At 34.8% G+C, this 26,469-nt stretch carries 27 protein-coding genes; 15 read left to right on the forward strand and 12 right to left on the reverse strand.

The annotated features are described in order from the left end of the window. Positions 1-25 precede the first annotated feature (25 nt). On the forward strand, positions 26-688 hold the full coding sequence (locus Q1V95_RS01115) for an HAD family phosphatase (RefSeq protein ID WP_300669325.1): 663 nt from the start codon (positions 26-28) through the stop codon (positions 686-688). Here the strand turns inward: Q1V95_RS01115 and Q1V95_RS01120 are convergent. Further along, complete coding sequence (locus Q1V95_RS01120; RefSeq protein WP_300669328.1) at positions 685-1,581, reverse strand: LysR family transcriptional regulator; 897 nt, start codon at positions 1,579-1,581, stop codon at positions 685-687. The two genes, Q1V95_RS01115 and Q1V95_RS01120, sit on opposite strands and share 4 nt — an antisense overlap. A gap of 95 nt (positions 1,582-1,676) precedes the next feature. Between Q1V95_RS01120 and Q1V95_RS01125 the strand changes: the two genes are divergently transcribed. Together Q1V95_RS01125 and Q1V95_RS01130 are read left to right on the forward strand one after the other, a co-directional pair. Continuing rightward, positions 1,677-2,309, forward strand: a complete 633-nt coding sequence (locus Q1V95_RS01125) for an NAD(P)H-dependent oxidoreductase (RefSeq protein ID WP_300669386.1) — start codon at positions 1,677-1,679, stop codon at positions 2,307-2,309. A 139-nt stretch (positions 2,310-2,448) separates the two neighbouring features. After that, positions 2,449-3,003, forward strand: coding sequence for a hypothetical protein (locus Q1V95_RS01130; protein ID WP_300669330.1), 555 nt, complete (start codon positions 2,449-2,451; stop codon positions 3,001-3,003). 107 nt (positions 3,004-3,110) lie between these two features. Here Q1V95_RS01130 and Q1V95_RS01135 read toward each other — a convergent pair whose 3' ends face one another. The 4 genes from Q1V95_RS01135 to Q1V95_RS01150 all read right to left on the reverse strand — a co-directional run bounded on the left by Q1V95_RS01135 (position 3,111) and on the right by Q1V95_RS01150 (position 6,140). Beyond that, a complete protein-coding gene (locus tag Q1V95_RS01135; protein WP_300669333.1) occupies positions 3,111-4,502 on the reverse strand; it encodes an arginine decarboxylase in 1,392 nt (463 codons plus the stop codon). A gap of 90 nt (positions 4,503-4,592) precedes the next feature. Beyond that, on the reverse strand, positions 4,593-5,207 hold the full coding sequence (locus Q1V95_RS01140; protein WP_300669336.1) for a thiamine diphosphokinase: 615 nt from the start codon (positions 5,205-5,207) through the stop codon (positions 4,593-4,595). After that, positions 5,204-5,575, reverse strand: coding sequence for a DUF1801 domain-containing protein (locus Q1V95_RS01145; protein WP_300669338.1), 372 nt, complete (start codon positions 5,573-5,575; stop codon positions 5,204-5,206). The genes Q1V95_RS01140 and Q1V95_RS01145 overlap by 4 nt, the downstream gene beginning before the upstream one ends. Continuing rightward, the gene (locus tag Q1V95_RS01150) at positions 5,562-6,140 is read right to left on the reverse strand and encodes a cob(I)yrinic acid a,c-diamide adenosyltransferase (RefSeq protein ID WP_300669340.1); all 579 of its coding nucleotides are present in this window, start codon (positions 6,138-6,140) and stop codon (positions 5,562-5,564) included. The genes Q1V95_RS01145 and Q1V95_RS01150 overlap by 14 nt, the downstream gene beginning before the upstream one ends. Positions 6,141-6,262: 122 nt before the next feature. Here Q1V95_RS01150 and Q1V95_RS01155 point away from each other — a divergent pair, with 122 nt between their 5' ends. From Q1V95_RS01155 to Q1V95_RS01210, 12 genes are all read left to right on the forward strand, one after another. Then, positions 6,263-6,640: a hypothetical protein gene (locus tag Q1V95_RS01155; protein ID WP_300669342.1), complete on the forward strand. Its 378-nt coding sequence runs from the start codon at positions 6,263-6,265 to the stop codon at positions 6,638-6,640. A 215-nt stretch (positions 6,641-6,855) separates the two neighbouring features. Beyond that, entirely contained in the window at positions 6,856-7,332 is a 477-nt protein-coding gene (locus Q1V95_RS01160; protein ID WP_300669345.1) for a DUF3347 domain-containing protein, read from the forward strand. Positions 7,333-7,891: 559 nt separating this feature from the next. Further along, positions 7,892-10,399 carry a multicopper oxidase domain-containing protein gene (locus Q1V95_RS01165; protein WP_300669347.1) on the forward strand — a complete coding sequence of 836 codons (2,508 nt, stop codon included), beginning with the start codon at positions 7,892-7,894 and terminating at the stop codon, positions 10,397-10,399. A 510-nt stretch (positions 10,400-10,909) separates the two neighbouring features. Further along, complete coding sequence (locus Q1V95_RS01170; RefSeq protein ID WP_300669350.1) at positions 10,910-11,683, forward strand: LuxR C-terminal-related transcriptional regulator; 774 nt, start codon at positions 10,910-10,912, stop codon at positions 11,681-11,683. 30 nt (positions 11,684-11,713) lie between these two features. Further along, a complete protein-coding gene (locus Q1V95_RS01175) occupies positions 11,714-12,490 on the forward strand; it encodes a LuxR C-terminal-related transcriptional regulator (protein WP_300669352.1) in 777 nt (258 codons plus the stop codon). Between the two features lie 211 nt (positions 12,491-12,701). Further along, positions 12,702-14,357, forward strand: coding sequence for a hypothetical protein (locus tag Q1V95_RS01180; RefSeq protein ID WP_300669355.1), 1,656 nt, complete (start codon positions 12,702-12,704; stop codon positions 14,355-14,357). A gap of 54 nt (positions 14,358-14,411) precedes the next feature. Next, complete coding sequence (locus Q1V95_RS01185) at positions 14,412-14,954, forward strand: hypothetical protein (RefSeq protein WP_300669358.1); 543 nt, start codon at positions 14,412-14,414, stop codon at positions 14,952-14,954. Between the two features lie 23 nt (positions 14,955-14,977). Then, complete coding sequence (locus Q1V95_RS01190; protein WP_300669361.1) at positions 14,978-15,313, forward strand: hypothetical protein; 336 nt, start codon at positions 14,978-14,980, stop codon at positions 15,311-15,313. Between the two features lie 648 nt (positions 15,314-15,961). Further along, the gene (locus Q1V95_RS01195; RefSeq protein ID WP_300669364.1) at positions 15,962-16,891 is read left to right on the forward strand and encodes an alpha/beta hydrolase; all 930 of its coding nucleotides are present in this window, start codon (positions 15,962-15,964) and stop codon (positions 16,889-16,891) included. Position 16,892: 1 nt separating this feature from the next. Then, positions 16,893-17,387 (forward strand): sigma-70 family RNA polymerase sigma factor, encoded by a 495-nt coding sequence (locus Q1V95_RS01200; RefSeq protein ID WP_300669368.1) that lies wholly within the window; start codon positions 16,893-16,895, stop codon positions 17,385-17,387. A gap of 85 nt (positions 17,388-17,472) precedes the next feature. Further along, a complete protein-coding gene (locus Q1V95_RS01205) occupies positions 17,473-17,964 on the forward strand; it encodes a hypothetical protein (protein ID WP_300669370.1) in 492 nt (163 codons plus the stop codon). Positions 17,965-18,799: 835 nt separating this feature from the next. Continuing rightward, entirely contained in the window at positions 18,800-19,276 is a 477-nt protein-coding gene (locus Q1V95_RS01210) for a DinB family protein (protein ID WP_300669372.1), read from the forward strand. Positions 19,277-19,356: 80 nt separating this feature from the next. Here Q1V95_RS01210 and Q1V95_RS01215 read toward each other — a convergent pair whose 3' ends face one another. From Q1V95_RS01215 to Q1V95_RS01245, 7 genes are all read right to left on the reverse strand, one after another. Next, positions 19,357-20,307, reverse strand: a complete 951-nt coding sequence (locus Q1V95_RS01215; RefSeq protein WP_300669375.1) for a YafY family protein — start codon at positions 20,305-20,307, stop codon at positions 19,357-19,359. 80 nt (positions 20,308-20,387) lie between these two features. After that, positions 20,388-22,175, reverse strand: a complete 1,788-nt coding sequence (locus Q1V95_RS01220; RefSeq protein WP_366143261.1) for an ABC transporter ATP-binding protein — start codon at positions 22,173-22,175, stop codon at positions 20,388-20,390. Positions 22,176-22,430: 255 nt separating this feature from the next. Continuing rightward, positions 22,431-22,850, reverse strand: coding sequence for a DUF6691 family protein (locus Q1V95_RS01225; RefSeq protein WP_300669377.1), 420 nt, complete (start codon positions 22,848-22,850; stop codon positions 22,431-22,433). Positions 22,851-23,023: 173 nt separating this feature from the next. Further along, positions 23,024-23,611 (reverse strand): YeeE/YedE thiosulfate transporter family protein, encoded by a 588-nt coding sequence (locus Q1V95_RS01230; protein WP_300669392.1) that lies wholly within the window; start codon positions 23,609-23,611, stop codon positions 23,024-23,026. 129 nt (positions 23,612-23,740) lie between these two features. Then, the gene (locus tag Q1V95_RS01235; RefSeq protein ID WP_300669380.1) at positions 23,741-24,370 is read right to left on the reverse strand and encodes a methyltransferase domain-containing protein; all 630 of its coding nucleotides are present in this window, start codon (positions 24,368-24,370) and stop codon (positions 23,741-23,743) included. Between the two features lie 101 nt (positions 24,371-24,471). Next, complete coding sequence (locus Q1V95_RS01240) at positions 24,472-24,792, reverse strand: rhodanese-like domain-containing protein (RefSeq protein WP_300669382.1); 321 nt, start codon at positions 24,790-24,792, stop codon at positions 24,472-24,474. Then, entirely contained in the window at positions 24,789-26,201 is a 1,413-nt protein-coding gene (locus Q1V95_RS01245) for an MBL fold metallo-hydrolase (RefSeq protein WP_300669383.1), read from the reverse strand. Before Q1V95_RS01245 ends, Q1V95_RS01240 begins: the two co-directional genes overlap by 4 nt. Positions 26,202-26,469 lie beyond the last annotated feature (268 nt).

Here is a 26,469-nt window from a genome sequence, read left to right on the forward strand (position 1 = left end):
TGCGTCAAGTAAAAATGAAAGAAAAATGAGTTTAAAAGCCGTATTATTTGATATGGATGGTGTCATCGTAGACACAGAACCGCTTCACCGTAAAGCCTATTTCGGAATGTTTGCACATTATGGGATGGACGTTACTGAAGACCTTTTCAAAACCTTTACAGGGCGCACAACCGACAGCGTTTGTTTAGAATTAATTGACAAGTATAAGCTCGATGCCAAAAAGGAAGAATTGGTAAAAAAGAAGCGTGAAATCTTCAAAGAACTTTTTGACAACGACCCAGAATTTGATTTGCTTCCTGGAGTTAAAAGTTTAATTCAACATTATTTTGACAACAACATCAAATTGGTTTTAGCATCTTCGGCTTCCAATACAACCATTGAAATGGTTTTTAAAAAATTTCAATTGGATCCATTTTTTATTGGAAAAATAAGTGGTGCTGACCTTAAAGAATCAAAACCTCATCCAGAAATATTTCTTCGCGCTGCAGAAATTGCTGACGAAGCCATCGAACATTGTATGGTAATTGAAGATTCTACCAACGGAATTTTGGCATCGCATCGCGCTGGCATATTTTGCGCCGCCTACAAAAGCGAACATACTCTAGGACAAGATTACACTTTGGCAAATACACTGGTCAACGATTACGCAGAATTGGAACTTCCAAAGATTACCAAATATTTTAATTAAAAATCAGCCTTGCGAAATATCTCTTTGATTTGATTAATCTCGGCAAGATTGCGAGGCTTTTTTCGAGTTCCAAAATAAAGCGTGTTTTCAATTTTGTTGATGCCATCCCAAGCGATTTCGATTTTATCGTCGTCAATATGATTTTTGCACAAGAAATCAGGTACAATTGCAAAACCGTCACCAATACTCAAACATCTGATAATTGAGCAAATATTTGGAACAATGTAATTGGGTTTAAAATCTGGATGCCTGTTGAAATTAGCCTGCCAAAAACGATGCAAATGTTCCATATCAGCAGCCGTGCTGTACCAAATTTGTTGTTTTAGCCAATCTTCGGCTTCTTCAATTCTGTTTTGTAAAAGCAGTTTTTCTAAAAGCTTTGTCTCCGTATTCTTTCCATTAATCAAAACAATTTTTTCTTGCGAAAAAGGCTCAAACTCCAATGTTCTTAAATTGGTTTTTTGAGGGGTTATTATCAAATCCAACAAACCTTTATCCAAATCTGAAAACATCTGTTCGTACAATCCAAAACGAATGATGACATTAAAATCAAAGGTCGGAATATACTTCTCTAAGGTAAATTGAAAAGTCTCAAAGCACATTCCAATACTTAAAGTTGGGCGTTCAGTTTTGGTCGTTTTATGAAAAGCTTGTTCGGCAGTTTCTAACTTTAGAAGAGGTTCTACCGTAAAATTATACAACATCTGCGCTTTTTCGGTCGGAACCAATTTCTTTCCAACTCTATCAAACAAAGCATAACCAACGTAAGCTTCTAACGAACTGATGTGCAAACTAACACCAGGTTGCGAAACAAACAAATTACGTGCAGCAACCGTAAAGGACTGCGTTTCGTAAACGGATTTAAAAGTTCGAAGCCATTCCAAATTAAGCATAATCATTATTTTAATGATACAAATGTATAAATTAAATTATTTTTATAATACATAAAACTCCCCGAACTTTGCAGAACAATTTAGAAAACAATAAAATAATGAAAGTATTTATCATTAACGGCGGACAAAAATTCGCCCATTCAGGAGGAGCATTTAACAATACTTTGAGTCAATGGACTTCCAATTTCTTAGAACAAAATAATATTGAATTTCGCATGACCAATATCAATGACGATTTTGATCCGTTTTTAGAAGTTGAACATTTCAAATGGGCAGATTTAATAATTTATCATTTTCCTGTTTGGTGGTTCCAAGTTCCAAATCGTTTAAAATTATATATTGACGAAGTTTTCACCGCAGGACACAACAACGGTATCTATGCTAATGATGGACGTTCTAGCAAAAATCCAGCAATTAATTATGGTAGAGGCGGACTAATGCACGGAAAAAAATATATGGTTACAACAAGTTGGAATGCGCCAGATACTGCCTTTACCATGAAAGGTGAGTTTTTTGACCAACACCCAATTGACGATTCTATTCTATTCGGATTTCATAAAATGAATGAATTTGCAGGAATGACGAGAATGGAAGGTTTTCATTTTCATGATTTAGAAAAAAATGCAACGCCTGAGCGAATTGAGAATTATCACAAGGAATATCTCCAACATTTAGAAATAATATTTAATCAAAAAAGCATTCAAAAAGAGGATTGTTTAGCCAATTAAGAATCAAAATATAGTTAAACAAAATTTAATATGCTTGCAACAATGCTAATCACATCCATCAAACATTAAAATTTTAACACTACAAAGTATTGATGTTCAGTTATTTTCCGTAAATTAGGATTAACCAAATCACAAAGCTATGTATGTTGATAGAAAAATTTTAGAACAGAAAAATGATAAAGAGTTAGAACTTTACATTTCTCCAAATGACCGCTATGTTTCGGAATCGATAGAATATGCTTTTAATATTTTAAAGAATAGAGGTCGACAGTTTAGTTCGCAAGAAGAGGCGCAAATCCTTCATTTAATAGATGATAAGAGAAAAGCTGAGCAAATTATCATCCATCCCAATCATGTTAAAGCAGGAAATTTGGTGTATTTATCTGGTGCTATCGGAATCGGAATTTTCATCTGGAAATTTGACCAATTAGCCAATCCTTTGTACAATATTGTACCATTCTTGGCTTTGGTTGTAATTTTCATCATGGGATATCTGATGAAAAGAGGCGTCGATTGGATGAGATTTATTTTGTTAGGTTTTGTGGTTGTCGGGACGCTTGCAATGCCAATTATAGTAATGAACATTCTAAACGATCCGATATTAACCATCGCAAATGCTGTACAAGGTATTTTGCAAATTTGGGCACTTGTACTGATGTACAAAATCCCAGAAAATTGCCGAAATAAAGATTAAGTATACAAATTGCGCAAACTTCGTTTGCGCAATTTTTTATTCCAGCGGCAGCTTCGCTGCCGCTGGTGGATATTAATAATTAAGGCGGCCAATGGCCGCCTTAATTATTAATATCCTAAAAGTTTTAAAACATCTTCTGGTTGTTGCGCTTCTTGGAAAACTTTATACGTAAATTTTCCATCTTCATCTTGATCAATCAAAATATGCTTCGGCTGTGGAATCAAGCAATGGTGCACACCACCATAACCACTAATTGTATCTTGATAAGCACCAGTATGGAAAAAGCCTATGTACAAAGGCTTTGTATCATTATAAACAGGAAGATAGATTGCATTGGTATGCTGCTCTGAGTTGTAATAATCATCAGAGTCACAAGTCAATCCTCCAAGGAAAACTCTTTCGTAAGTGTCATCCCAACGGTTGAGTGGAAGCATAATAAAGTGACGAGAAATCGCCCAAGTGTCAGGCAAAGTTGTCATGAAAGATGAGTCGATCATATTCCATTTTTCTCTATCATTTTGACGCTTCTGAGAGACGATTCTATAAAGTGTAGCGCCACTTTCACCTACTGTAAAACTACCAAATTCGGTATAAATATTAGGTGCATCAACACCCTCCTCTTCACAGAATTTTTTGATTTGAGAAACGATTTCGTCAATCATATATTGATAATCGTAATCGAAATTTAGAGAAGTCTTAATTGGGAAACCGCCACCAATATTAAGTGAATCAACCTCAGGTGCAATCTTCTTAAGACGCGCATATACACGAAGACACTTGTACAATTCATTCCAATAATACGATGTATCTTTAATACCAGTATTAATGAAGAAATGCAACATCTTTAGTCTAGCATTCGGATGCTCAGCAATTTTTTGACTGTAATAAGGGATAATATCACGATAACCAATTCCTAAACGCGAAGTATAGAATTCAAACTTCGGTTCTTCCTCCGATGCAATACGGATTCCGATATTAAAAGTCGTATCAATCGATTCCGTCAGCTTATCCAACTCACGATAATTGTCCAAAATCGGTGTGATGTTTTCAAAACCAGAATTAATCATATCCGAAATTTTCGTCAAATAATCATCTGTTTTGAAACCGTTACAAATGACTTCAATATCTTTATCGAATTTTCCTTTCTCGTGGAGACTTTTAACAATATCCATATCAAAAGCCGATGAAGTCTCAATCGAAATATCATTCTTAATTGCTTCTTCCAAAACGAAAGCAAAATGACTCGACTTCGTACAATAACAGTAACGATAATTCTTTTGGTAATCGTGCTTTTCGAATGCTTCTTTGAACCAAGCTTTTGCACGTTGAATATTTTGTGAAATTTTCGGAAGATAATTGAGCTTTAGCGGTGTTCCGTATTTTTCAACAACATCCATCAAAGGTATATCATGAAAGGTCAACTTATTCTCCTCAACATTGAATTCTTGTGTGGGAAAATAAAGGGTCTGGTCAATTAACTCCGAATATTTTATTTTCATTTCTTAAATCCTGATTTTACAAATTATACAAATACAAAATTAAATAAAAAAAGATGCTAAATGCACCTTTTAATATTTTTTATGATAAAGTTAATGTCCAACAAAAATGAGAAGATTCCCTTTCTTATATTCTATGCTAACACTATCGTTTTCAGCGAGGTTCCGTGTTCCGATGCGTTCACCCATTTTAAGATTTTCTTTATACAAAGGCCATTTCAAACCTTTTGTTGTAATACTTTCGGCTTTTGGAAACGGAAAAAGTGAAATCATTTTGTCCTTAACATCCGAAATCGTGAAAGATTTTGGAATAAAATAATAACTTGAAAACTCATCAAAAAAACGAATATTCATTTCGGATTTCATAAAATCGGCAACACTCAAATTTCCTAAAAAGTGATCCATTTCTCCACCACTTGCGCCAAAAACATCTACATTTATAATTCCTTTTTCTAAAATAAGTTCTAAAGCTTTTTGGAAATCGGTTTTATTTTGATCGGGTGTTTCAATGAATTTTTCGTTGTTAAAATCATCAACAATATGCGAATCAAAATCCCCAGAAATGAAATCAAGCTTTAAAACAATCTCAGAATCAAATTTTAAAAGATAATCCAATGCGCCGTCTGTACAAGCTACCAAATCATATTTAGAAAAGTCAACTAAATTTTTCGGTGGCTCACCATTAATAAAAAGTAGGGCTTTTTTCATTTTTTCGGTGTTTTAATAATTCCTTTTTTAAAAAGTTCAAGAGTATTTTGCAAAATCTCTTCAATTAAATCAATTTGCAAATCTTCATTAGGATTGATAAGTAAAATTCCTGCACGTTTTCTATCTTCCATCAATAACCTGTCGTCATGCAAAAGATTAGCATCCATAATAGAAATATATGGCATTTTGAAAGATTTATGAAACCACAAATAGCACAACATTTTACCTTTATAATAAAAGAATGGAAGTTTGTATTTCCATTCTGGTGTGATGTTATCGTCCTGTTTGAGGATAATTTGCCTTAATACTAAATAAACTTCTCTAAGTTCAGGAGGTTCATTTTCGTAAAACTGCTCAAGCTCTGTCATTAGGATTCCAATATTCTTCTGGCTCGTTTTCGATTTTTGAAATATATCTGGACAATACAAAAAGATAATCCGAAAGACGATTTAGATATTTTATCAATTCTGGACGGACTTCTTCGGTTTCATTCAAGAAAACCATGCTTCTTTCGGCTCTTCTGCAAACCGTTCTTGCTACGTGAAAATGCGTCGCTGCTTTTCCACCTCCAGGTAAAATAAAATATTGAAGCGGTTCTAATTCTTCCTCGAAAGCATCAATCCAAGCTTCTAATTCTTCAATTTCCTTTTCAGAAATTACCAACGGTAAACGCGCTTTTCCGTTTGCTAAAAACAATTTATCAATTGGCGTCGCTGCTTCGGAACCAACTGTAAACAAGTCAAATTGAATTTTCTTTAATTGGTCCAAAACACGCAAATCCTTAACATAAGATTTCGCAACTCCAATAAAAGCGTTGAGTTCATCGATGTTTCCGTAAGACTCTACACGCGCACTTGCCTTAGAAATTCTTGTTCCGCCGTACAAACCAGTTTCGCCTTTGTCACCCGTTTTTGTATATACTTTGAATGTCATTTGTTAAAATTTAAAGTTTAAAATTACGCTTTTAAAACAGTTTAAGCATCAAAATATTTTATAACATTTCTCCACAAAAATATAACAAGCTTAAAAATTGTATATTTACTTTTGTACTGTAAATGAAAAAGATTCTTGCAATAGTATTTTCTGTTTTCTACTTCGGATTGTCTTCTGGAGCAGTTTTCAGTGTGCATTATTGCATGAATGAGTTGGCTTCTATCAATCAAACATTAGATGAAGCATGTGGAAAATGTGGAACAAAATCTAAAAATGATTGTTGTAAAACCGAGTTTAAAGTTTTAAAAACCGATACTTCTCAAAAATCCGAACTTTTACAATTGAGTTTTATTTCTTCAATTGCAGAAGTTGTTACGCATCATTTTGAGTTTCCCGATATTTCTTTTTCGGATTCAAAATTTTCATCAATACAAATCAACGCACCACCTGAATCGTGGTCTGTACCTATATTTATTCAACATTGTAATTTTCGAATTTAGAATTTTTGGATTGAAATTATTTTTCAGTTAAAACATTGTCTTTGTCATTCCGAATGAAACGAAGTGGAATGAGGAATCTCATCACTTGGAAGAAGATTTCTTCTTCGTAGAAATGACAAATCTTATAAAATTTAAATTCAAAAAAAAACCTTGATTCTTGGCTTCCCTTGTCATTTTGAGCGAAGTCGAAGGATTAAATCTTAAAATCAATTACAATGAAAAAATATATTCTAACATTCGCACTTTCTATATTCGCAATCATTTCAATTTCTGCTCAAAAGACGAGCAATGCGAACATTTCTAAACTTTACAATCAATACATCGCTATAAAAAATGCTTTGGCTTCGGATAAGTCCGACGAAACTTCAAAAGCTGCCTTGGATTTCATAAAAACAGCAGGAACTATCGATGTAAAATTAATTTCTGAAGGTAATATTACTTCCTTAAGAAAAGATGCTACAGCAATTGCCGAAGCGCGAAACATCCAAAAGCAAAGAGAATCTTTTTACAATCTTTCTGATAATATGATTGAGATTGCTAAAAAGTTCAAACTTTCGGATAAAAGTGTTTACGTTCAATATTGTCCGATGGCGGAAGGCAGCTGGTTGAGCAACGAAAACAAAATTGTAAATCCATACTATGGAAGCAAAATGTTGTCTTGCGGAAGCGTAAAATCTGAGATTAAAAATTAGCAAATAGTTTTTGGTTATTAGTATTTAGTTTTTAGACTAAAATTAGTATCTACAATACTTACTTGTAGAATATATGCTGAATAATGCTCCAGAGGAGCATTCTGTTAGTAGAAGATTTTTGATGATTTAATCTTAAGCTCCGCTAGGAGCGACCTGTTAGATTAACAGACCGCACCTACGGTGCTCTTTTAAGGATTTCATAAGATTTCTATTAACAGATTGTTCCTACGGAACTTTCAACTTATAATATAATAATGAATAAAATACGACTAAAATTCACACGAAATTAGTTAGTACTTTCTTACTTAATATGTACTTAACAATGCTCCAGAGGAGCATTCTGTTAGTAGAAGATTTTTGATGATTTAATCTTAAGCTCCGCTAGGAGCGGTCTGCAAAAATAACAAGCTGTACTACGGTGCTCTCTTGATAATTTCACTGATTTTCTATTAACAGTTCGTTCCTACGGAATTTAAATTAATTCGATGACAACTAAAATTTGAATTTTGTTAAAAAAAACTAACACTTAAATTACTTCTTACTTAAAAATTTAGAAAAAATGAAAAGACTACTAATTGTAATTTTAGTATCGTTTTTCGCATTCGGGTTTTCACAAAATCATCAACATACAGAGACTAAAACTGCCACAATTCAGCAAGGAAAATATGTTTGTCCGATGCATCCTGAAGTGGTTTCCGACAAACCTGGAAAATGTCCAAAGTGCGGAATGGAACTCGAGTTGGTGAAAACACTAAAATCTGAAAACAAACATCAAAACGATTCTAAAAATAATGATAAACTAAAACGAAATTTCGAAAACGGAAAGGTTTCTTTTGGTGGAAAAACTGTTCGATACGATTTGTATGTAAAAGACACGATTGTCAATTTTACAGGAAAAAACCGCCGCGCAATTGCGGTTAACGGAAAATTGCAAGCGCCAACTTTATACTTTACAGAAGGCGATACTGCAGAAATTTATCTTCATAATCAAATGAAAGAGAAAACGGGTTTCCATTGGCATGGCGTGATTTTGCCGAACGAGCAAGATGGCGTTCCGTATTTGACAACGAAACCTGTCATGCCGGGCGAAACACATTTATATAAATTTAAAATTTCGCAAAATGGAACTTATTGGTATCACTCACACCAAGGTATTCAGGAACAAATTGGGATGAATGGAATTTTGATTTTCAAAAAACGTGAAGGTCAAGAATTAAATCAAAATTACTCAGCGGAAATACCAGTTTTGTTGGGTGAATGGAGTGATGAAAATCCCAAAAACATCATGCGTCGTCTTCACATGGGAAATACAGATTGGTACGCAGTAAAGAAAAATGCGGTTCAATCTTATTGGGAAGCTATAAAAGCAAGTAGTTTCGGAACAAAATTACTCAATGAATGGAAACGTATGGAAGCGATGGATGTGAGTGACGTTTACTACGAAAAATTCTTAATTAATGGACAGCCAAGTTCGGATTATTCGAATCTTAAAGCGGGCGACAAAGTTCGATTACGAGTAGCCAACGGCGGTTCTTCAACTTATTTTTGGTTGAATTATGGCGGTGGAAAAATTACAGTTGTTGGAAATGATGGAAATGAAGTGAATCCCGTTGTCGTGGATAGACTAATTGTTGGTATTTCTGAAACTTACGATATTGAAGTTACGATTCCAGAAAATAAAAGTTTTGAATTTCGAGCAACGTCAGAAGACCGCTCTGGTCATGCTTCGTTGTGGCTTGGTTCGGGTGAAAAAGTAGAAGCGCCGAATCTCCCTCGTTTGATGCTTTTTGAAGGTATGAAAATGATGAACGGCATGATGAAAATGAGTGGCAACATGAAGCCGATGAACATGGAAATGGGCAACCAAATGATGGATATGAATGAAGTAATGTATCCCGAACTTTCGGAAGCTCAACGAAAAGCTTCGGCAAAGCACATGAACGAAATGATGGGCGTTAAAACAAAAGAAGAGCCATCAAAACATGAAGAGACAGACCATTCTAAACACTCGGAAATGAAGTTGGACGACAAACCTGAAATCAAACGTTTGTCGTACAATATGCTTTCGGCACCAGAAATTACAGAACTTCCATCAGATAATGTCAAGGAATTGAATTTCACTCTGGAAGGAAATATGTCACATTATTTGTGGACTTTGGATAACAAAACGGTTTTGGAAACGGATAAAATTTTGGTTAAGAAAGGTGAAGTTTTGCGTATCAAAATGTACAACAACTCGATGATGCGCCACCCAATGCATTTGCATGGTCACGATTTTAGATTAATTAATTCTAAAGGTGAATATTCACCCTTGAAAAATGTGATGGACATTACGCCGATGGAAACCAACACTATAGAATTTGCTGCCAATCAAGATGGCGATTGGTTTTTTCATTGTCATATTTTGTATCACATGATGGCGGGAATGGGACGAATTTTCTCTTATGAAAATTCAGCTCCAAATCCACAATTACCTAATAAAAAACAGGCTTGGAAAGATTTTAAACGAGATAATTCGATGATGAGTTCAATGGCGATGTTGGATGTTTCGAGCAATAGAATCCATGCAGAAACAATGACAATGTTCGGTCCTCGTTGGGTGAATGTGAATAATTTTCATTCGAACTGGGATTTTAACCACTTTGAAGGAAATGTAAAGGTTGGACGTTATCTCGGTAAATTCCAATGGGCGTTGCCTTATGTTGGATTCCGAACCCAGAAAAAGCATTTTGAACTTGACCATCATGGAATGCTCATGAATCCAAAGAAAACGTGGTTTGGGCAAAATGTAGCTCCGAAAAATAATAATGTTTTTATCGTTGGTATTCAGTACGTTTTGCCGTTTTTAGTTACTGCAGACGCAAGTGTCGACCACAACGGAAAAGCTGTATTGGAGTTTAGCAGAGAGGATATTCCGCTTTCGAGAAGGCTTCGCGGAAGTATTTCCGTAAACTCTGATAAGGAATTTAATACAGGCTTAAGTTACATCGTTAAAAAGTGGCTTTCTATTTCTGGAAATTATGATTCGGAAATGGGTTGGGGAGCTGGTTTGATGTTGACGTATTAGGATTGCGAGGTTCGTGTTTGGTGTATAGTTTTTAGTGTTTGGTGTTTGATGTCTTGCACCTTGAAGTTGAAGTTGAAGTTTCCAGCGGCGGCTTCGCCGCCACTGGAAACACTCTTTCTTAAAAAGTAACATTCGAGCTCAAAGTTGTATCAAGACCTTATTTTAAAAAAAATATTAGGCGCCTGTGGTGCCGAATATTTTTTTAGTACCTCCAAATTGTTAGAGCACAAAGTATAATCAATTTCTTTTTGTTCGAATAGCATACGAAATTTTAAAAATGTTCACTTAGTTTCCTTTGAAGCCGAAATCACGTGTGAGGGCGGAGCCGGAAATCCTTTTGCCAACACGAAGTGGAGGTAAAAGATTGTAGGCGTAGACCGACCGCCAGCTGAGGAGCGCGAGCGAAGCGAGCGCCAAAACGGCAAGCGGGCACACCCAAATAAAAAAACAAAAAAAACATCACTCAATACATTGATTTTATGTAATTTAATACTATAAAAACACAAAACCATGAAACCCAATTCTAACTTTATTTCCACAGCACGAAAATTCTGGAAAAACGTCGTCGACAAAGAAAAAAAGCACCATGCTTCCTCAACAAAAAAACAGATTGAAGTCTATAAACGCCTGCTTAATATTTTCCATATTGGCTCTTATTTTCATTATGTGGTAGATTTATCGGCATCGGAATTCGAAATGATAAGCGAAAACGTGAAAGATGTCCTAGGGTATGAAAGCCATGAAATGAATCTTAAGACTTTTTTGGACAATGTACATCCTGATGACAAAAAATATGTTGTGAATTTTGAGAAAAAAATTGACGCTTTTTTCAAAAAACTTCCTTACGAAAAGCTTGCCTTTTACAAAGCCCAATATGACTTTAGACTGAAAAAAAAAGATGGAACCTATGTAAGAATTCTGCATCAGACTGTTCAAATTGATTTTGATGAAACTCATTTTTACAAAACACTTTCTTTGGACACAGATATCACGCACATTAAGGAAGACGGACTTCCATGTCTGTCTCTAATTGGCCTTGATGATGAAATTTCTCATTACAATATTGAGGATCAGACTTGCGATCACTCTGCTTGTTTGTTTACAAAACGCGAATTAGAAATTATCAAGGGAATTGTGGAAAATAAAACGAGCCAACAAATTGCTGACGAGCTTTTCATAAGCCTTCACACCGTCAATACACATCGCCGCAATATTATTGAAAAAGCAAATGTAAAAACACCGCTCGAGCTTATCCAATGTGCTATAAAAGAAGCATGGATATAAAATAACCTAAACTAAAAAAAACTAAAAATCATGGAAAATTCTGACAAGCTGCTAAATGCAGCTAAAAAACTTTGGGATCGTAACATCCAAAACAAGTCTGATCGCAGTAATACTGCAAATTGGACTGAACAGATTGAACATTATAAAAAACTCCTGAGTATTTTTCACGCTGGTGATTACTACTACCTCCTTTTTGACTTGGTAAATGGCGGCGTTGCTAGCTCTAGTGAGGAATTGCAACAGGTTTTGGGATACGACCCAAAAAGCTTTGACTCAAAACTTTTATTTGAAATTATACATCCCGAAGATCGCTTTTTTGTAATCAACTTTGAGGAAATTATCACTGGCTTCCTCAATGCTTTGTCTTATGAGGAATATCCTTTCTATAAATTCCAATACGATGTACGCTTGAAAGCTAGCAATGGGAATTACAAGCGAATATTGGTACAATACTTAATGGTAGATTATGACAAAGACAATATTTTCCACAGTTTCCACATCCATACTGACATTTCCCATATAAAGCCAAAAGGAGAACCATCGGTATCAATTATTGGGATTGACGGGCGTCCATCCTACTACAACATCAAAGATTTTGTCCTCAAAAAATCTTTTGACATTTTTACAAAAAGAGAACGCGACATCCTAAAAGGAATTGTCGAAGGCAAAACGAGCCAACAAATTGCTGATGATTTATCAATTAAACTTTATACAGTCAACACACATCGGCGCAACATACTCGAAAAAGCCGATGTAAAATCACCTTTAGAATTGGTACAAAAAACGCTAAAAGAAGCGTGGATATAGAATGTAAAAATACCTAGCTCTAGGTATTTTTTTTTTCTACTACCCCACATAGCTTTGTGTTAAACAAAATACATAAGCCATGAAAATAAAAATTTTACTATTGAGTATTTTAATTCCCTTTACTTTTTGTTTTGGACAAAAAAACGGTGAAGGAAAAACAGATTGGGGAGCTTGGTCCACGATCTCTTGTTTCCCGAATTTACAATTTTCAATGAAATGTAATGGTTGGGCATCTTCAGTTAAAAAGTACGAATATCTTTTCAAAATTAGAAATACAGGCTCTAAGAACGTTCATTTTAGCACAAAGGGTGAATTATCAACAGGTGAACGTTTTTTTTCGGGACGATATGATATTAAAGCAGGTGCCATATATTTTAATGGAATGGAAGGAGGTTTTAGTAATAGTCCCCCAAGTCAAATTAGAAATTTTACATATACAGTGTATCGTTATATAGAAAACCAGAAAGATGATTGGGGAATACCCTCTTATACCTGTGAAGGAGGACAACGAGTCTGTGACAAAAATTGCAATAATAATCTCTCATCTAATTCCAGCAATCCAAAAGGAAATAACCATAATAATTCTAGTAATAAAACAGACTCTGGACTTAGCGCAGTTGAAGAATATGATAAATACTGGCGATTGAAAGAAGAAATATGCCAAAAAATTCCAGATCTAGATAAAAAAGCAAAGTATGTTCTTAGAAGTGATTATCCTTGTAATACACGCACCACAGTTACTGACAATGAAAAGAAAGTATTTGCAGTAGATGATTTGAAGAGAGATTATAAAAAACTTGAAGATATACTTGAAGATTTGCAAAACTCTTCAAATAAAGACAATGAAGAAAATCAACGCCTCGAGAAAGAAAAACAAGAAAAATATACTTCTGAAATTCAGCAAGGCGACAGCGCAATGCAGAGTGGCGATTATACTAACGCAATGACTCATTATCAGAATGCTCAAAATAACGCAACTACCGACGAAGAACGTGCAAATGCTCAGCAAAAGTACCAACAAGCCGTCGAAGCTAAAAAAACAGCAGAAAGAAAAGTAAGAGTTGAAGAACAAAAGAGAAGAGACGATGATGCAAAGCTCGCCTATGCAGGTATGACAGCTGCAGCGGTATCTGGCATGTCAATTTTGGAAGATAAGGCCAGTCCTGGTTTTACATCTGGCAAGATATACATGGGATTAAACATGGAGCAAATTCCGCTAGTTTCTAACAACATAAATTCTTACCATAGCAATAAATCCTATATAGAAAGTCCCAAAACTTTTGGTTTTGACCTAGGCTTTGTTTTCGGTATTGCAAATAATAAAATAGTATCGGCTTACCTCAGTCCCAAATACAGCCTCGGGATAAGTATTACGCCAGGTACAACTGCAACAATTACTGAATACGGTGGTACAGTTTTGCTTAGAGGAAGTTGGGATGTTGACTCACTACTAAAGTTTTATGCAGAAGGAGGCTATTTCAAAAGGAATGGAAACATACACTATGACGCAGATGCAGAAGCTTCTAGCCAGGGAGGAACATCCAGTACAGACGACGTAAGAGAAGGCGAATATAACTATTCTGTTTTACGTTATGGCGGAGGTATAATGTTACATAGAGTTGATGATGATGATGAGTTCATGGTAAAAGCTGGTGTATTTTTTGACAAACCGTCCTTCTATCCAAAAGACCTTAAACCGAACCTAGGCTTTACCTTAGTAGGAATGCAAAATTCAATAGGTAGTATTGAAATCTATTACTCTCCAAAATACTTTGTAGGCGGAAATGTATTATTCCCATCAAGCCTCGAAAAAACGGATGTATCTTATTTTGGAATAAAAATAACAAGAACCGGAAGACTGTGGTAACTCAAAAACTAAAGAAAAATGAAAAATAACATTTACGATTTAATGAAAATCTTGTTGGCAATATTAATATTTCAAGATTGCAGTGATAGAAGCGAAATCGAAGGACTTGTATTTAGCGATAAAGCAGAAGTTGTAATGCTAGGTGAAGAATTGACTAACTTCAATTATTCTACCCAAAGTTACATAGGTACTATAACAATCAACAACGTTGTCTATAATTACAATATTTTATATTCACGGAATGTCGATAATGCTGGTAACATAACGCAATGCACTATTTTTTTGTCAAGCATTCAACCACTAGGATTTTGCACTAGCAATGGCGGTGCGCTATATAACTTTCCAGAAAACTCCGAAATAGGAACAAACACAGGCTACTACCCTGGAAATTTTCCATTGTTTACGTATTACAATAACTCTAACACGGCTAGTAATACTGTGAAATTTGATATACCATGCTATCTAGGATTTAATATTGGAGGTAATTCAGAATTTGCTACTTACGGTTGGCTAAAACTACTTATTGAAAAAAACAAAATAACTATAGTGAGTTATGGATACAAAACTGGGCATACAATTAAAGCTGGGGAAAACTAAAAAAAACAATTAAACTTAAAGTCATGAAAACTCACATTCTTGTTGCCCTATTTATTTGCAATGTAACATTTCCTAAATCTCAAAATAAAGCTAGCACAGAGAATACACTTTACAGAACTAGTATTAACTATAAAAATAACACATACTACGTTTATGAACTGGACAAAACATGTCTTATTACTAAAATAAATCCAACATCCAATAAAGAAAAAGAACTTCCAATAGGCTCTGCCAACTTATATTTAGAGTATCTTCTTAGGGGAAAAGAAAGCAAAAAAGTCATATCACCTATTGTTGCAAAACAAAATATGGAAAACCCAGAAATGTTCGACAATTTTCTAAAATTATGTAGCAAATAATAGAAACAACTTAGATAGTTTTCGTCTGTTCTAAAAAACATAATCTAAAACGATGTAGTACCGAATGCAGGAAAGTAGAATAAAGAGTCTTAAACACCAGACTTTTAAAGACCTTACTCTTAATGATAATCTTATTAATTGAAAATTCAATTTAGATATAGATATTCATTAAGTAATAAAACCAATCATTTGACAAATTATTTCAAACGAAACAGCCTTCAACAATTTCTTATATTCCCCTTCTAGTTCACTCACAATTTATTAAACTCTAAAACATATACCTCTATCAAAAAAATACATTAAACAACTTAATATTGCAATCAAATAAAAATTTTTCTTTTCAAGATAGTCTTAGCATTTCTAAGGCTATCTTTTTTAAACCAAAATCCTGTGTGAGGGCGGAGCCGGAAATCCTTTTGCCGACACGAAGTGGAGGTAAAAGATTGCAGGCGTAGACCGACCGCAAGCTGTGGAGCGCGAGCGAAGCGAGCGCCAAAACGGCAAGCGGGCACTCCCAAATAATAAAAATTAATATTGATAATCAATGTATTACAATTTATTTTCATTTTTTTTGTAATAATTTGTAAGCTTCCTAATCTTATAATCAGAATATTCTAAAACTGAGTTTATAATTTAAAATTTAAGAAAATGGAAACTTTACATACAGCTTTTTGGACAATTATTGGTGCAATATTGATTTTGAAAATCTTTAAATCTCAAAAAATAAATATTTTTAAAGGACTTTTTACAATGGGAATTTTGATTGGCTCTATCTCCATGTTGAGCGCGCAATCGAAATACGATTTTGATGTAAAAATTGTGGGAAAAGGAACGCCGATTATTATGATTCCGGGTTTTAGCTCTAGTGGTGATGTGTGGAACGAAACTGCCGAACACGTGAAAAACAACTACGAATGTCATATTCTCACACTTCCTGGTTTTGCAGGTGTAAAGCCAGTTTCTGGCGATTTTCTTCTTAAAATGCGCGACGAAATTATTGCTTACACAAAAGAAAAACATCTGAAAAATCCAATTATCATGGGACATAGTTTGGGTGGTTTTCTAAGTGCTTCAATTGCAAGTACGGAACCTCAACTTTTCAAAAAAGTAATAATTGTAGATGGCGTTCCGTTTTATCCTGCTCTGCAAAATCCAGCGATTACCGAAGAACAAGCTAAGCAATTCATCAACAAAGATGCGTCGGTTAAGCAATTCACTTCAATGACAGACGACCAACTAAAAGCGTTTTCTGAAAAAGGTGCGACTGCTTTGGTTACCAATCCTGAAAAAATTAAATTGGTTGCTTCATGGGAAATGAAAAGCGATAGAACAACCTTAGGAACGGCTTTTTATGAGATGATGACTACCGATTTACGAGCTGATTTAACAAAGATTATTTGTCCGGTTTTGGTCTTAGGAAGTAATTACGGAACACTTAAACAATCTGAAACCATGCTTTCTGAACAATATAAAAATGTAAAAAACCTAACTTTACAAATTGCGGACGCCAAACATTTCATCATGTACGATAATCCGCAATGGTTTTACGATAATTTGGATAAATTCTTAAAAAATTAAGATGCCTTCACAAGAGTATTTCAACGAAATATACAAGGAGTTTGCGCCAGGAATCAGGAAGCTTTGCCTGAGTTATACAGGCGACACCGACAAGGCAAAAGATGTTTTGCAAGAGACTTTCATAGCGGTTTGGCAAAATCTGGAACAGTTCCGAAATGATGCAAAATTGAGCACATGGATTTACAGAATTGCAGTAAACAAATGTCTAATGAGCCTCGAAAAACAAAAGCGAACGGAAAGAATTTCTGACGCAAAACTCCCCAATATTGCAGACGAACCGAGCGATGACCGTCAACAAGACATCCAGATTCTTCACAAAAGTATTCACCAACTAAAGGAAGCCGACAGAATTATTATTTCTTTGGTTTTGGAAGAAAAACCTTACGAAGAAATTGCAGAGATTACAGGAATTACCGAAAATAATCTGCGCGTGAAAATTCATAGAATAAAAAAAGAACTTACCGAAATTTTTAAAGAAAATGCAAGACTTCAATGATATACAACAGCTTTGGAAATCGAACTCGGAGCCCGCTCCAGAACTAAAGTTTGATTTTTCTAAAATGACAAGCAGCCAGCAAAAAATGATTCGTAGAGAAAGAATAGGAAGCATTTTGCTAAGCTTAACGGCAATCTATATTTTAGGATTGGCTTATTTTATAGATTTTCGACATCCGAGTGTTACGCTTTATTTTGCCATGTTTGCGGTTGCTGCAATTTGCTTTTTACAAGCTTTTGTTTCTTTTGTGAATGCAAAAAAATTAAAAGAAATCGACGAAAATGCTGCGCCATCCCAATATCTACAGCAATGGCAAAGCTATAATGAATTTCGAAAAAAATTAGTCCGTTGGAATATTCCCTTATATTTTGTTTTGTTAAGTGCGGCTTTAGGACTTTATATGGTTGAAGTGCTGCAAGATGGTAGTTTACGGTTTAAAATCATCGCTTATGCATTGACTTTTGGATGGATTTTGTTTGCGTATTTTTATTTGGGTAAACGACAATTGAGAAAAACGGAAAATAGAATTAATTCTATTATTTCTGAACTACAGAATTTGGAAAGCCAGTTTAAGTAATGTTCGTTTAAGAGAAAACATTTTTATCTGCAACATTAGTTCATAATTTAACAACGTGTATCGGGAGTTTTTTTGCAAAAGTTCTCGATACGTTTTTTTTAATCTGTTTGAATAATTTTAAGGTCGCTCCTACGGAGCTCAGTTTCATTCATTTGCATTGCTATTAACAGGATGCTCCTACGGAGCATTTTCACGACACATTCTTTTCAAAATCTGGTTGAACGAATGGTTATTTTAATGTCACGAACTTAGGATAAATAATTTTCCTAAATGATTGAATTTAAAAATATCAACTTTCGTGAAACGTTTAGAAATTGTTTAAAATTCATAAGCTTAATTTACTTAAAAAAATAAACGAAGTTTATTCTTTATTAAACATTAAGAAACATTTAGGTTCGATGTAGTCAAATTTAGTACATCAATCTGTTTATTTAATTAAGAAATCAATAAATTGATTTTTGTTAAGGTTTTTAAGCTCATTTCTTTTAAATCTTAATTCCTTAATGTTAAAAAAAATCACAATAATATTTAAACAAGTACTTAGTTGCTATTGATTTTGAATTGGTTCCAATTTCAATCATATGTTGAATTTTTGTTCCGAAGACGAAATCCCGTGTGAGGGCGGAGCCGGAAATCCTTTTGCCGACACGAAGTGGAGGTAAAAGATTGCAGGCGTAGACCGACTGACCGCCAAGGAGCGCGAGCGAAGCGAGCGCCAAAACGGCAAGCGGGCACACCCAAAAAAGAAAAAGAAAATTTGTTTTCGCTACTGACAAACTGTTGTCAGAACCGCCTCGTAATTTTGTCGTAGAAATTAATTTTAAAACAAAAAGACATGACAGCAACAGCGCAAGTTCTTTCTAAAGAACAACTTTTGAAACATTGGCAAGGACACAGAAACTTGACCAGAAGAGTGATTGAGGCTTTTCCAGAAAAGGATTTATTGGAGTTTTCGATTGGAGGAATGAGACCTTTTTCAAAAATGGCAGTGGAAATGATTTCTATCGGAAGTCAAGCTTTGAAGGGAATTTTGAATGATAAAATGGATGCTTACAACGAAGATGCTTTTCAGCCAAAAACAAAACAGGAACTTTTGGACCGTTGGGATGAGGAAACGGTTTTGATAAACGATTATTATAATCAAATTCCTGCGGAAAGATTTGAGGAGAATTTTAATCTTTTTGGCGAGTACAAATTCCCAGTTTATGAAAATATTTTGTATTTCGTGGATAATGAAATTCATCACAGAGGGCAAGCTTACGTGTATTTACGAGCATTGGGAATTGAACCTCCATTTTTCTGGGAGCGATAGTTTTTGGATGAATATTTGACAACGACAGTTTAAACAATTTTGGGTTTCGGGCGCGGCTTTGCCGCGCCCGAAACTATTTATTAAAGTTTTTCATAAATCCTCTTCACCAGATTTTTGAAATTATCTTTTAAAGTTTCTGGATAAATAATTTCCAATTGGTCGCCGAAAGTAAGTAGCCAACGCGGAAAACCATCATCAATCCATTCCGTTTCAAAAGTCATCAGAATTCCGTTTTCGGTGTATTCTTCTTTTGTTAAACCATAAAATTTCTTGGAATTAACGATGTGCGCATTCAATTTTTCGGGAACTAAAATCTGAACTTCAACTTTTTCCTTTTGGGAACTCTTTTTGTAATCGGCAAGACTGCCATATTCCGTTTTAAAATCGGAATCCAGTTTCCTAATTCCTTGCATTCTGTCCATACGGAATTGCCGGAAATCCCTTCTCAGTGTGCAAAATGCCATCATATACCAAAAATTAAACTCGAAAAATATCCCGACAGCTTCTACAATTCTCTCTGTAACTTCGTTGTTGACGGCTTGGTAATTTAGTTTCAATTGTTTTTTCTCAGCAATGCTTTCCAAAATAATTGGGATGGCATTCTTGACAACATCTACCTCTTTTTGCGCATAATTGTAAACATCAATCTGTTTTTCAATATCCTGAATCATATTTTTATCGGAATATTTCAGAACAGATTTTACTTTATCCATCGCAGTTTGATAATGACTTCCTAAACTTTCATGTGAAAATTTGTGCATTAATTTTTCGGCGGTAATAAAACTCAAAACTTCTTCTTTGGTAAACATTACAGGCGGCAATTTGTAGCCCTCCATTAAAGAATAGCCATTTCCAGCTTCGCCAATAATGGGAATTCCTGCGCTTTCTAAAGTTTTAATATCGCGGTAAATCGTCCGAATGCTGACGTCAAATTTCGTCGCCAAATCCTGAGCACGCACCAAAGGTTTGCTCTGCAATTGCGTGAGAATAGCGGTTACGCGGTCTATTTTTTTGAGGTAATGTTCGGACACGAGAGTTTGGTTTTTAGTTTTTAGTTTTTAGTTTGAAAATTATATTTTTTTGAAATGATTGAAAAAAAATTTCAAATTAATTATTCATCATCTTTATACGTTTTCACCAACAAATCGAGGTTCAAACTTCGAGCGGACGCATCAAAAATTTCTTTGTAAGTTCCGTCTTGATGGTACAACTCGTCATGTGTTCCGTTTTCGACAACGCGACCTTTTTTCATCACATAAATTCTATCCGAATCGATAATTTGTGACAACGAATGCGAAATAATAACCACTGTTCTGCCTTTTTTAATAGCATCCAAAGAGTTTTTAATTTGTTCCGTGGCAATCGCGTCTAAACTTGCCGTCGGCTCGTCCAAGAAAATAATAGGTGGATTTTTCAAAAACAATCTTGCGATCGCAATTCGCTGTTGTTGACCACCAGAAAGCTGCGTCGCATCATGCTGATAAGCCAATGGTAAATCCATCACTTGCTCGTGCAGATATGCTTTTTTCGCCGCTTCAACAACGGCTTCAAAACTGGCGTTCATATCACCGTATCGAATATTATCTTCAATACTTCCTTTAAAAATGTGATTTTTTTGAAGCACCAAACCGATATCGTCTCTCAAAAAAGTATTGTCATAATCATTAAGATTGACGCCGTCCAGCAAAATTTCACCCGAATCTGGCAAATAAAATTTGCAAAGTAAATTGATAATTGTGGATTTCCCAGCGCCCGAAAGTCCTACCAACGCTGTAGTTTTTCCATGTTCTATCAACATATTAACATCGAAAAGCGCCTGCGTTCCGTTGGGATAAGAAAAATTAACGTGTTGAAGTTCAAAATTTCCTTTAATCTCTTTTTCAACAAAAGTTCCGCTCGGTTCTTCTTCATCATCAGCGTTTAAAATATCAAAATAACCTTCTGCATAAATCATTGCGTCATTCATATCGTCATAAATCCGGTGAAGCTGGCGAATAGGCGAAGAAACGTTGTTAAACAACATAATATGCAACATGATTGCACCAATCGTCATCTGTTGGTCGAGCACTAAATAAACGGTTAAAAGAATAATTAAAACGACACCAATTTGCTCGATAAATGTTTTTAATCCATCATAGAAAAAGTTCGTTTTACGTGTGTACAACTGGCTTTCCATCAATTGCATTTGGAGGTCGTATTGTTTTTTACCTTCAAAATCTTCGCGCACAAAACTTTTAATCACTAAAATCGAATTAATAAGATTCAGCAATCCCGATGTTTTTTGCTCACGTTGATTTCTTAAAGTTCGGCGTACACCAGCGAGTTTTTTAGCTTGAAGATTGCTCACCCAAAAGTAAATCGGAACGATAATCGTGGAAACCAAACCGACATACACATTCTGCATATACATCACGATAAGCGCAATAATGGAAGTCGTAAAAAGAGGTAAAATATCGATGAAAAAGTTCTGTACGAGCTTTGTTAAACTTTCAATTCCTCTATCGATGCGGGTTTGAAGTTTTCCAGATTCGTGGTTTTCATCATTAAAATAAGAAACTTTATAGGTCAGAATTTTATCAATTGCGCGCTGTGCCAACTCGGAACTAACGTTGATTCGGATTTTTTCACCGTAAAATTTCTGTCCGAAATTGATGAAGATATTCGCAATTTCCTTCACCAAAAGAATAATCGAAATAATGACCAAAACATGAACACCTTCCTGCATTGGATGTGGCAAATCAATCAACTTTTGAACCTCATCCACCGTATATTTCAGAACAATCGGGTTGACTTGCGCCGCCAAAGCGCCCAACAAAGTAAGCACCAAAGTCCAAAAAATCATTAGACGATAAGGCCTAATGAAAGGTTGAAGCTGCTTAAAAATTCCAAAAATTGTAATGGTTCGGTTGAAAGGGTTTTTCATATTTCAAATTACGAAGCATAAATGTAGGAAAAATATGAGTTAGGAGATGCGGGTTCCAGTTACGAGGTTCGAGGTTAGGGTTTCCAGTTATGAGTTATGAGGTTCGAGTTGCTGATTTTGAGGTTTAAGGCTTAAGGTTAAGCATATCATAAACTTATCAAATGTAGGATAAAAATAAACCTCGAATCTTACTTTACAAATCCCTTATCTCGGTACTCGTAACTCGTATCTCTAATGCGGCAACTTATCACGGAATTTACCATAAACCCAAGTTCCCAAAATAGCTGAAAGCAAGGTTACTATAACAACCAAAGCTCCAGTTCCGATTTGTGCAAATAATGGTCCTGGACAAGCGCCTGTAATCGCCCAGCCAAATCCGAAGATTAAACCACCGTAAATTTGACCTTTATTGAATTTTTTGTCAGCGATTTTTATAGGTTCGCCATCCAAAGATTTTATTTTGAATTTTTTGATTAACCAAACCGACAACATTCCCGTCACAACAGCACTTCCGATAACGCCGTACATGTGGAAAGATTGCAAACGGAACATTTCCTGAATTCTGAACCAACTGATGAGTTCCGCTTTTGTGATGACGATTCCGAAGAATATTCCGGCGACTAAAAATTTTATATAATCTGATGTTTTCATTTTTTTTGATTCGAGATGCGTGATTCGAGTTATGAGTTATGAGTTAAAAATTACAATTTTCCTCGCTATCGTTCTCCTTCCCAAACTTTAAACTTGATTCTTTTTACTTTTTCCTTCTAACTTTCTACTACTAACTTGGCTCTTTTAACTTTTTCCTTTTTCCTTTATTCTTACTAAAGAGACAAAATCCAAGGCATTACTAAATTAGCAACTATGAATCCGCCTAACATAAAACAAATAGTTGCAACTAATGACGGCCACTGAAGATTCGATAATCCCATGATGGAATGTCCGCTCGTACAACCACCTGCATAGCGCGTTCCGAATCCAACTAAAAATCCACCAACTACAAATAGAAAGAAACCTTTCAATGAAAATAAAGTTTCCCAATTCATAAAATCAGCTGGGATTAAACTTGAAAAATCTGTAATTCCGTAGCTTGCCAATTCGGTTTTAAGATTGGGGTTAACATCGACTGGTTGCCCATTTGAAAGGAAATTAAAAGCGATAAATCCACCAATTAAAATTCCGAAAACGAAAACTAAATTCCAGACTTCGCTTTTCCAATTGTATTTAAAAAACGGAATATTCGATGGTGCACAAGACGCACAAATGTGTCTTAACGATGAGGAAATTCCAAAAGTTTTGTTACCTAAAATAAGTAACATTGGGACAGTAAGCCCGATTAAAGGTCCCGCAACATACCACGGCCACGGATTTTTTATTAATTCTAACATAATTTTTGTTTCGAGGTTCGGGATGCGAGTTGCGAGATACGAGGTTTGAATTCCGAGTTTGAAAGTTTAAGGTTTGAATACTTTTTACTTGTTTCTTTTTACTTTTTACTTTTCCCTCAGCTCTTTTTACTTACACCTTTCCCTTGGCTCTTTTTACTTTTCACATATAACTTCCAACTCCACAAAAGCTTCACTTCCTTTTCTTGGTGGAATAGAATTATAACATTCTTCCATTTTTTTAATATTGAAAAAAGGCTCGAAAATCTTGTGATATTCTTCAATATTGCCACCATAAGGAGGACCTTGCTGTTCAAAAACAGTATTAAACATCACCCCAACAATTTTTCCGTTTGGTTGTAAAAGTTCAGCGGATTTCTTTGCATAATTTTCTCGCAATGCGACAGGTAACGCGCAGAAAAAAGTTTGCTCCAACATCAATTCATAGTTGGCGCTATGCTCAAAAAAATCACCTAAAACTACTTTTATTTGTGGGTCATTTCTGAATTTGTTTTGTAGAATTTCAACAGCTTTGGGTGCGATATCAATCAAAGTAATATTCTGAAATCCGTTTTTTAAAAGATATTCAGCTTCGTAGGCATTTCCACAACCGGGAATTAAAATTGAAATGTTTTTATCTTCAATTTTATCCATATAATCGGTTATCGCAGGTGTTGCATAACCAATATCCCAAGCGGTTTCTTGGTTTTCCCAACGATTGTCCCAGTAATTGGGATCAACTTGATTGGCGTTTGGTTGACTATTTTTGTTTTGTTCTGTATTCATTTTTTCAAGTTTAAAATTTTGTCGCAAGGACGGGAAAATTTTTAAGTTTAAAGTTGATGTATAATAATTTATTAAGAATTCAACTCTTTCAATTTATAAAATCAATTCTTTGTTAAATTTTTCATGTTTTGCAAAGAGCCACCATTAAAAACCTTTTCAAATCCAGCTTGTTTTAGAATTGATTGTGCTTGTTTACTTCGTATTCCACTTCGACAAAAAACCACAATATTTTCTTGATTTTTAAGCTTATTTTTCTGATTTTGAATTTCATTTAATGGAATATTCACTGCATTTTTAATACTTCCAGACGCAAATTCTCCTTTGGAACGAACGTCAATTAATACCGCTCCATTTTTAATAACTTCTACTAACTTTTTTGAATCTTCAAAACCCAAAATTTTCTTTAAGAAATTAATAATCATAATATCATTTTTTTAGATGGACAAACAAAATCGGTTTTAGGAATATCTGTTTTTGAAATTGCATTAAAACCGCCTTCAACTTCCGAAAAATTATGATAACCATGCGCTTGCAAAATACTCGCCGCCATCATACTTCTGTAACCTCCTGCACAATGAATATAAAAATGCTCTTTAGAATCTAGATCATTTATCCAATCATTAATGTACGCCAAAGGTCTGCTGTAAGCGTTTTCCACATGTTCGGCTTCGAATTCATTTTCCTTACGAACGTCCAGAATTTTTATATCTTCAAAATATTCTGAATCCAATTGTTCCGCTGAAATTCTGTTAATCATATCGATTGCTTTTCCTGAGCCTTTCCAAGTTTCAAAACCATTTTCAAGATGTCCTAAAATATTATCAAAACCCACACGACTCAATCTGGTAACGACTTCTTTTTCATTTCCTTTATCAGCTACTAACAAAATCGGTTGTCGAACATCTTTCACCAAAGCACCAACCCAAGGTGCAAAATCACCATTCAGTCCAATATTTATCGATTGCGGAATAAATCCTTTTGTAAAATCTGCTGCGGAACGTGTATCTAAAATCAAGGCTTCAGAATTTTCTGCAATTTCTTCAAATTCGTTGGCAGATAAAGCTTTTAGACCATTATTTAAAACCTTATCGAAATTATCGAAGCCATTTTTATTCATCGCCACATTCATTCCGAAATAAGCAGGAGCCGGTAACAATCCATCGGTAACTGCTTTTATAAAAGCCTCTTTGTTAGGTTGATTTAAAGCATAATTTGTCTTTTTTTGATTTCCTAAAGTATCGACCGTTTCTTTTTGCATATTTTTACCACAAGCCGAACCCGCTCCGTGAGCTGGATAAACAACAGTATCGTCCGCTAAAGGCATAATTTTGTTTTTCAAAGAATCATAAAGCAATCCAGCCAAATCTTCCTGCGTCATACCTGCAGCTTTTTGAGCTAAATCTGGACGACCAACATCACCTAAAAACAACGTATCTCCAGAGAAAATCGCGGTTTCCTTTGCATTTTCATCAATCAAAAGAAAAGTGCTGCTTTCCATCGTGTGACCAGGCGTGTGAAGAACTTTAATCTTGATATTTCCAATTTCGAAAACTTGCTCGTCTTTAGCAATAATTGCTTCAAAATCTGGATTTGCAGTTGGTCCATACACGATTTTAGCACCTGTTTTTTTGCTCAAATCAACGTGACCGCTTACAAAATCAGCATGAAAATGCGTTTCGAAAATATATTTTAATGTAACATTATCTTTTTGCAACCTCTCAATATAGGGTTGAGTTTCACGAAGAGGATCAATAATCGCTGCCTCGCCATTGGAAACGATATAATAAGCGCCCTGAGCCAAACAGTCTGTATAAATTTGTTCTATTTTCATATTCTTCAATTTAGTTGTACAAAGTTCTGAGTTTGAAAAATCCTACACCGCTACTTTTGTTACATAGGGATTTTTTGGTTGATGGTTGGCGGTTTTTGGTGTTAGTGTTTAGTGTTTAGTGTTTAGTGTTTAGTAAAAATAATTCATAATTCATAATTCATAATTCATAATTCATAATTCATAATTCATAATTCATAATTCATAATTCATAATTCATAATTCATAATTCATAATTCATAATTCATAATTCATAATTCATAATTCATAA

Source organism: Soonwooa sp. (genome assembly GCF_030151385.1).
In the GTDB taxonomy this organism is placed as follows: domain Bacteria; phylum Bacteroidota; class Bacteroidia; order Flavobacteriales; family Weeksellaceae; genus Soonwooa.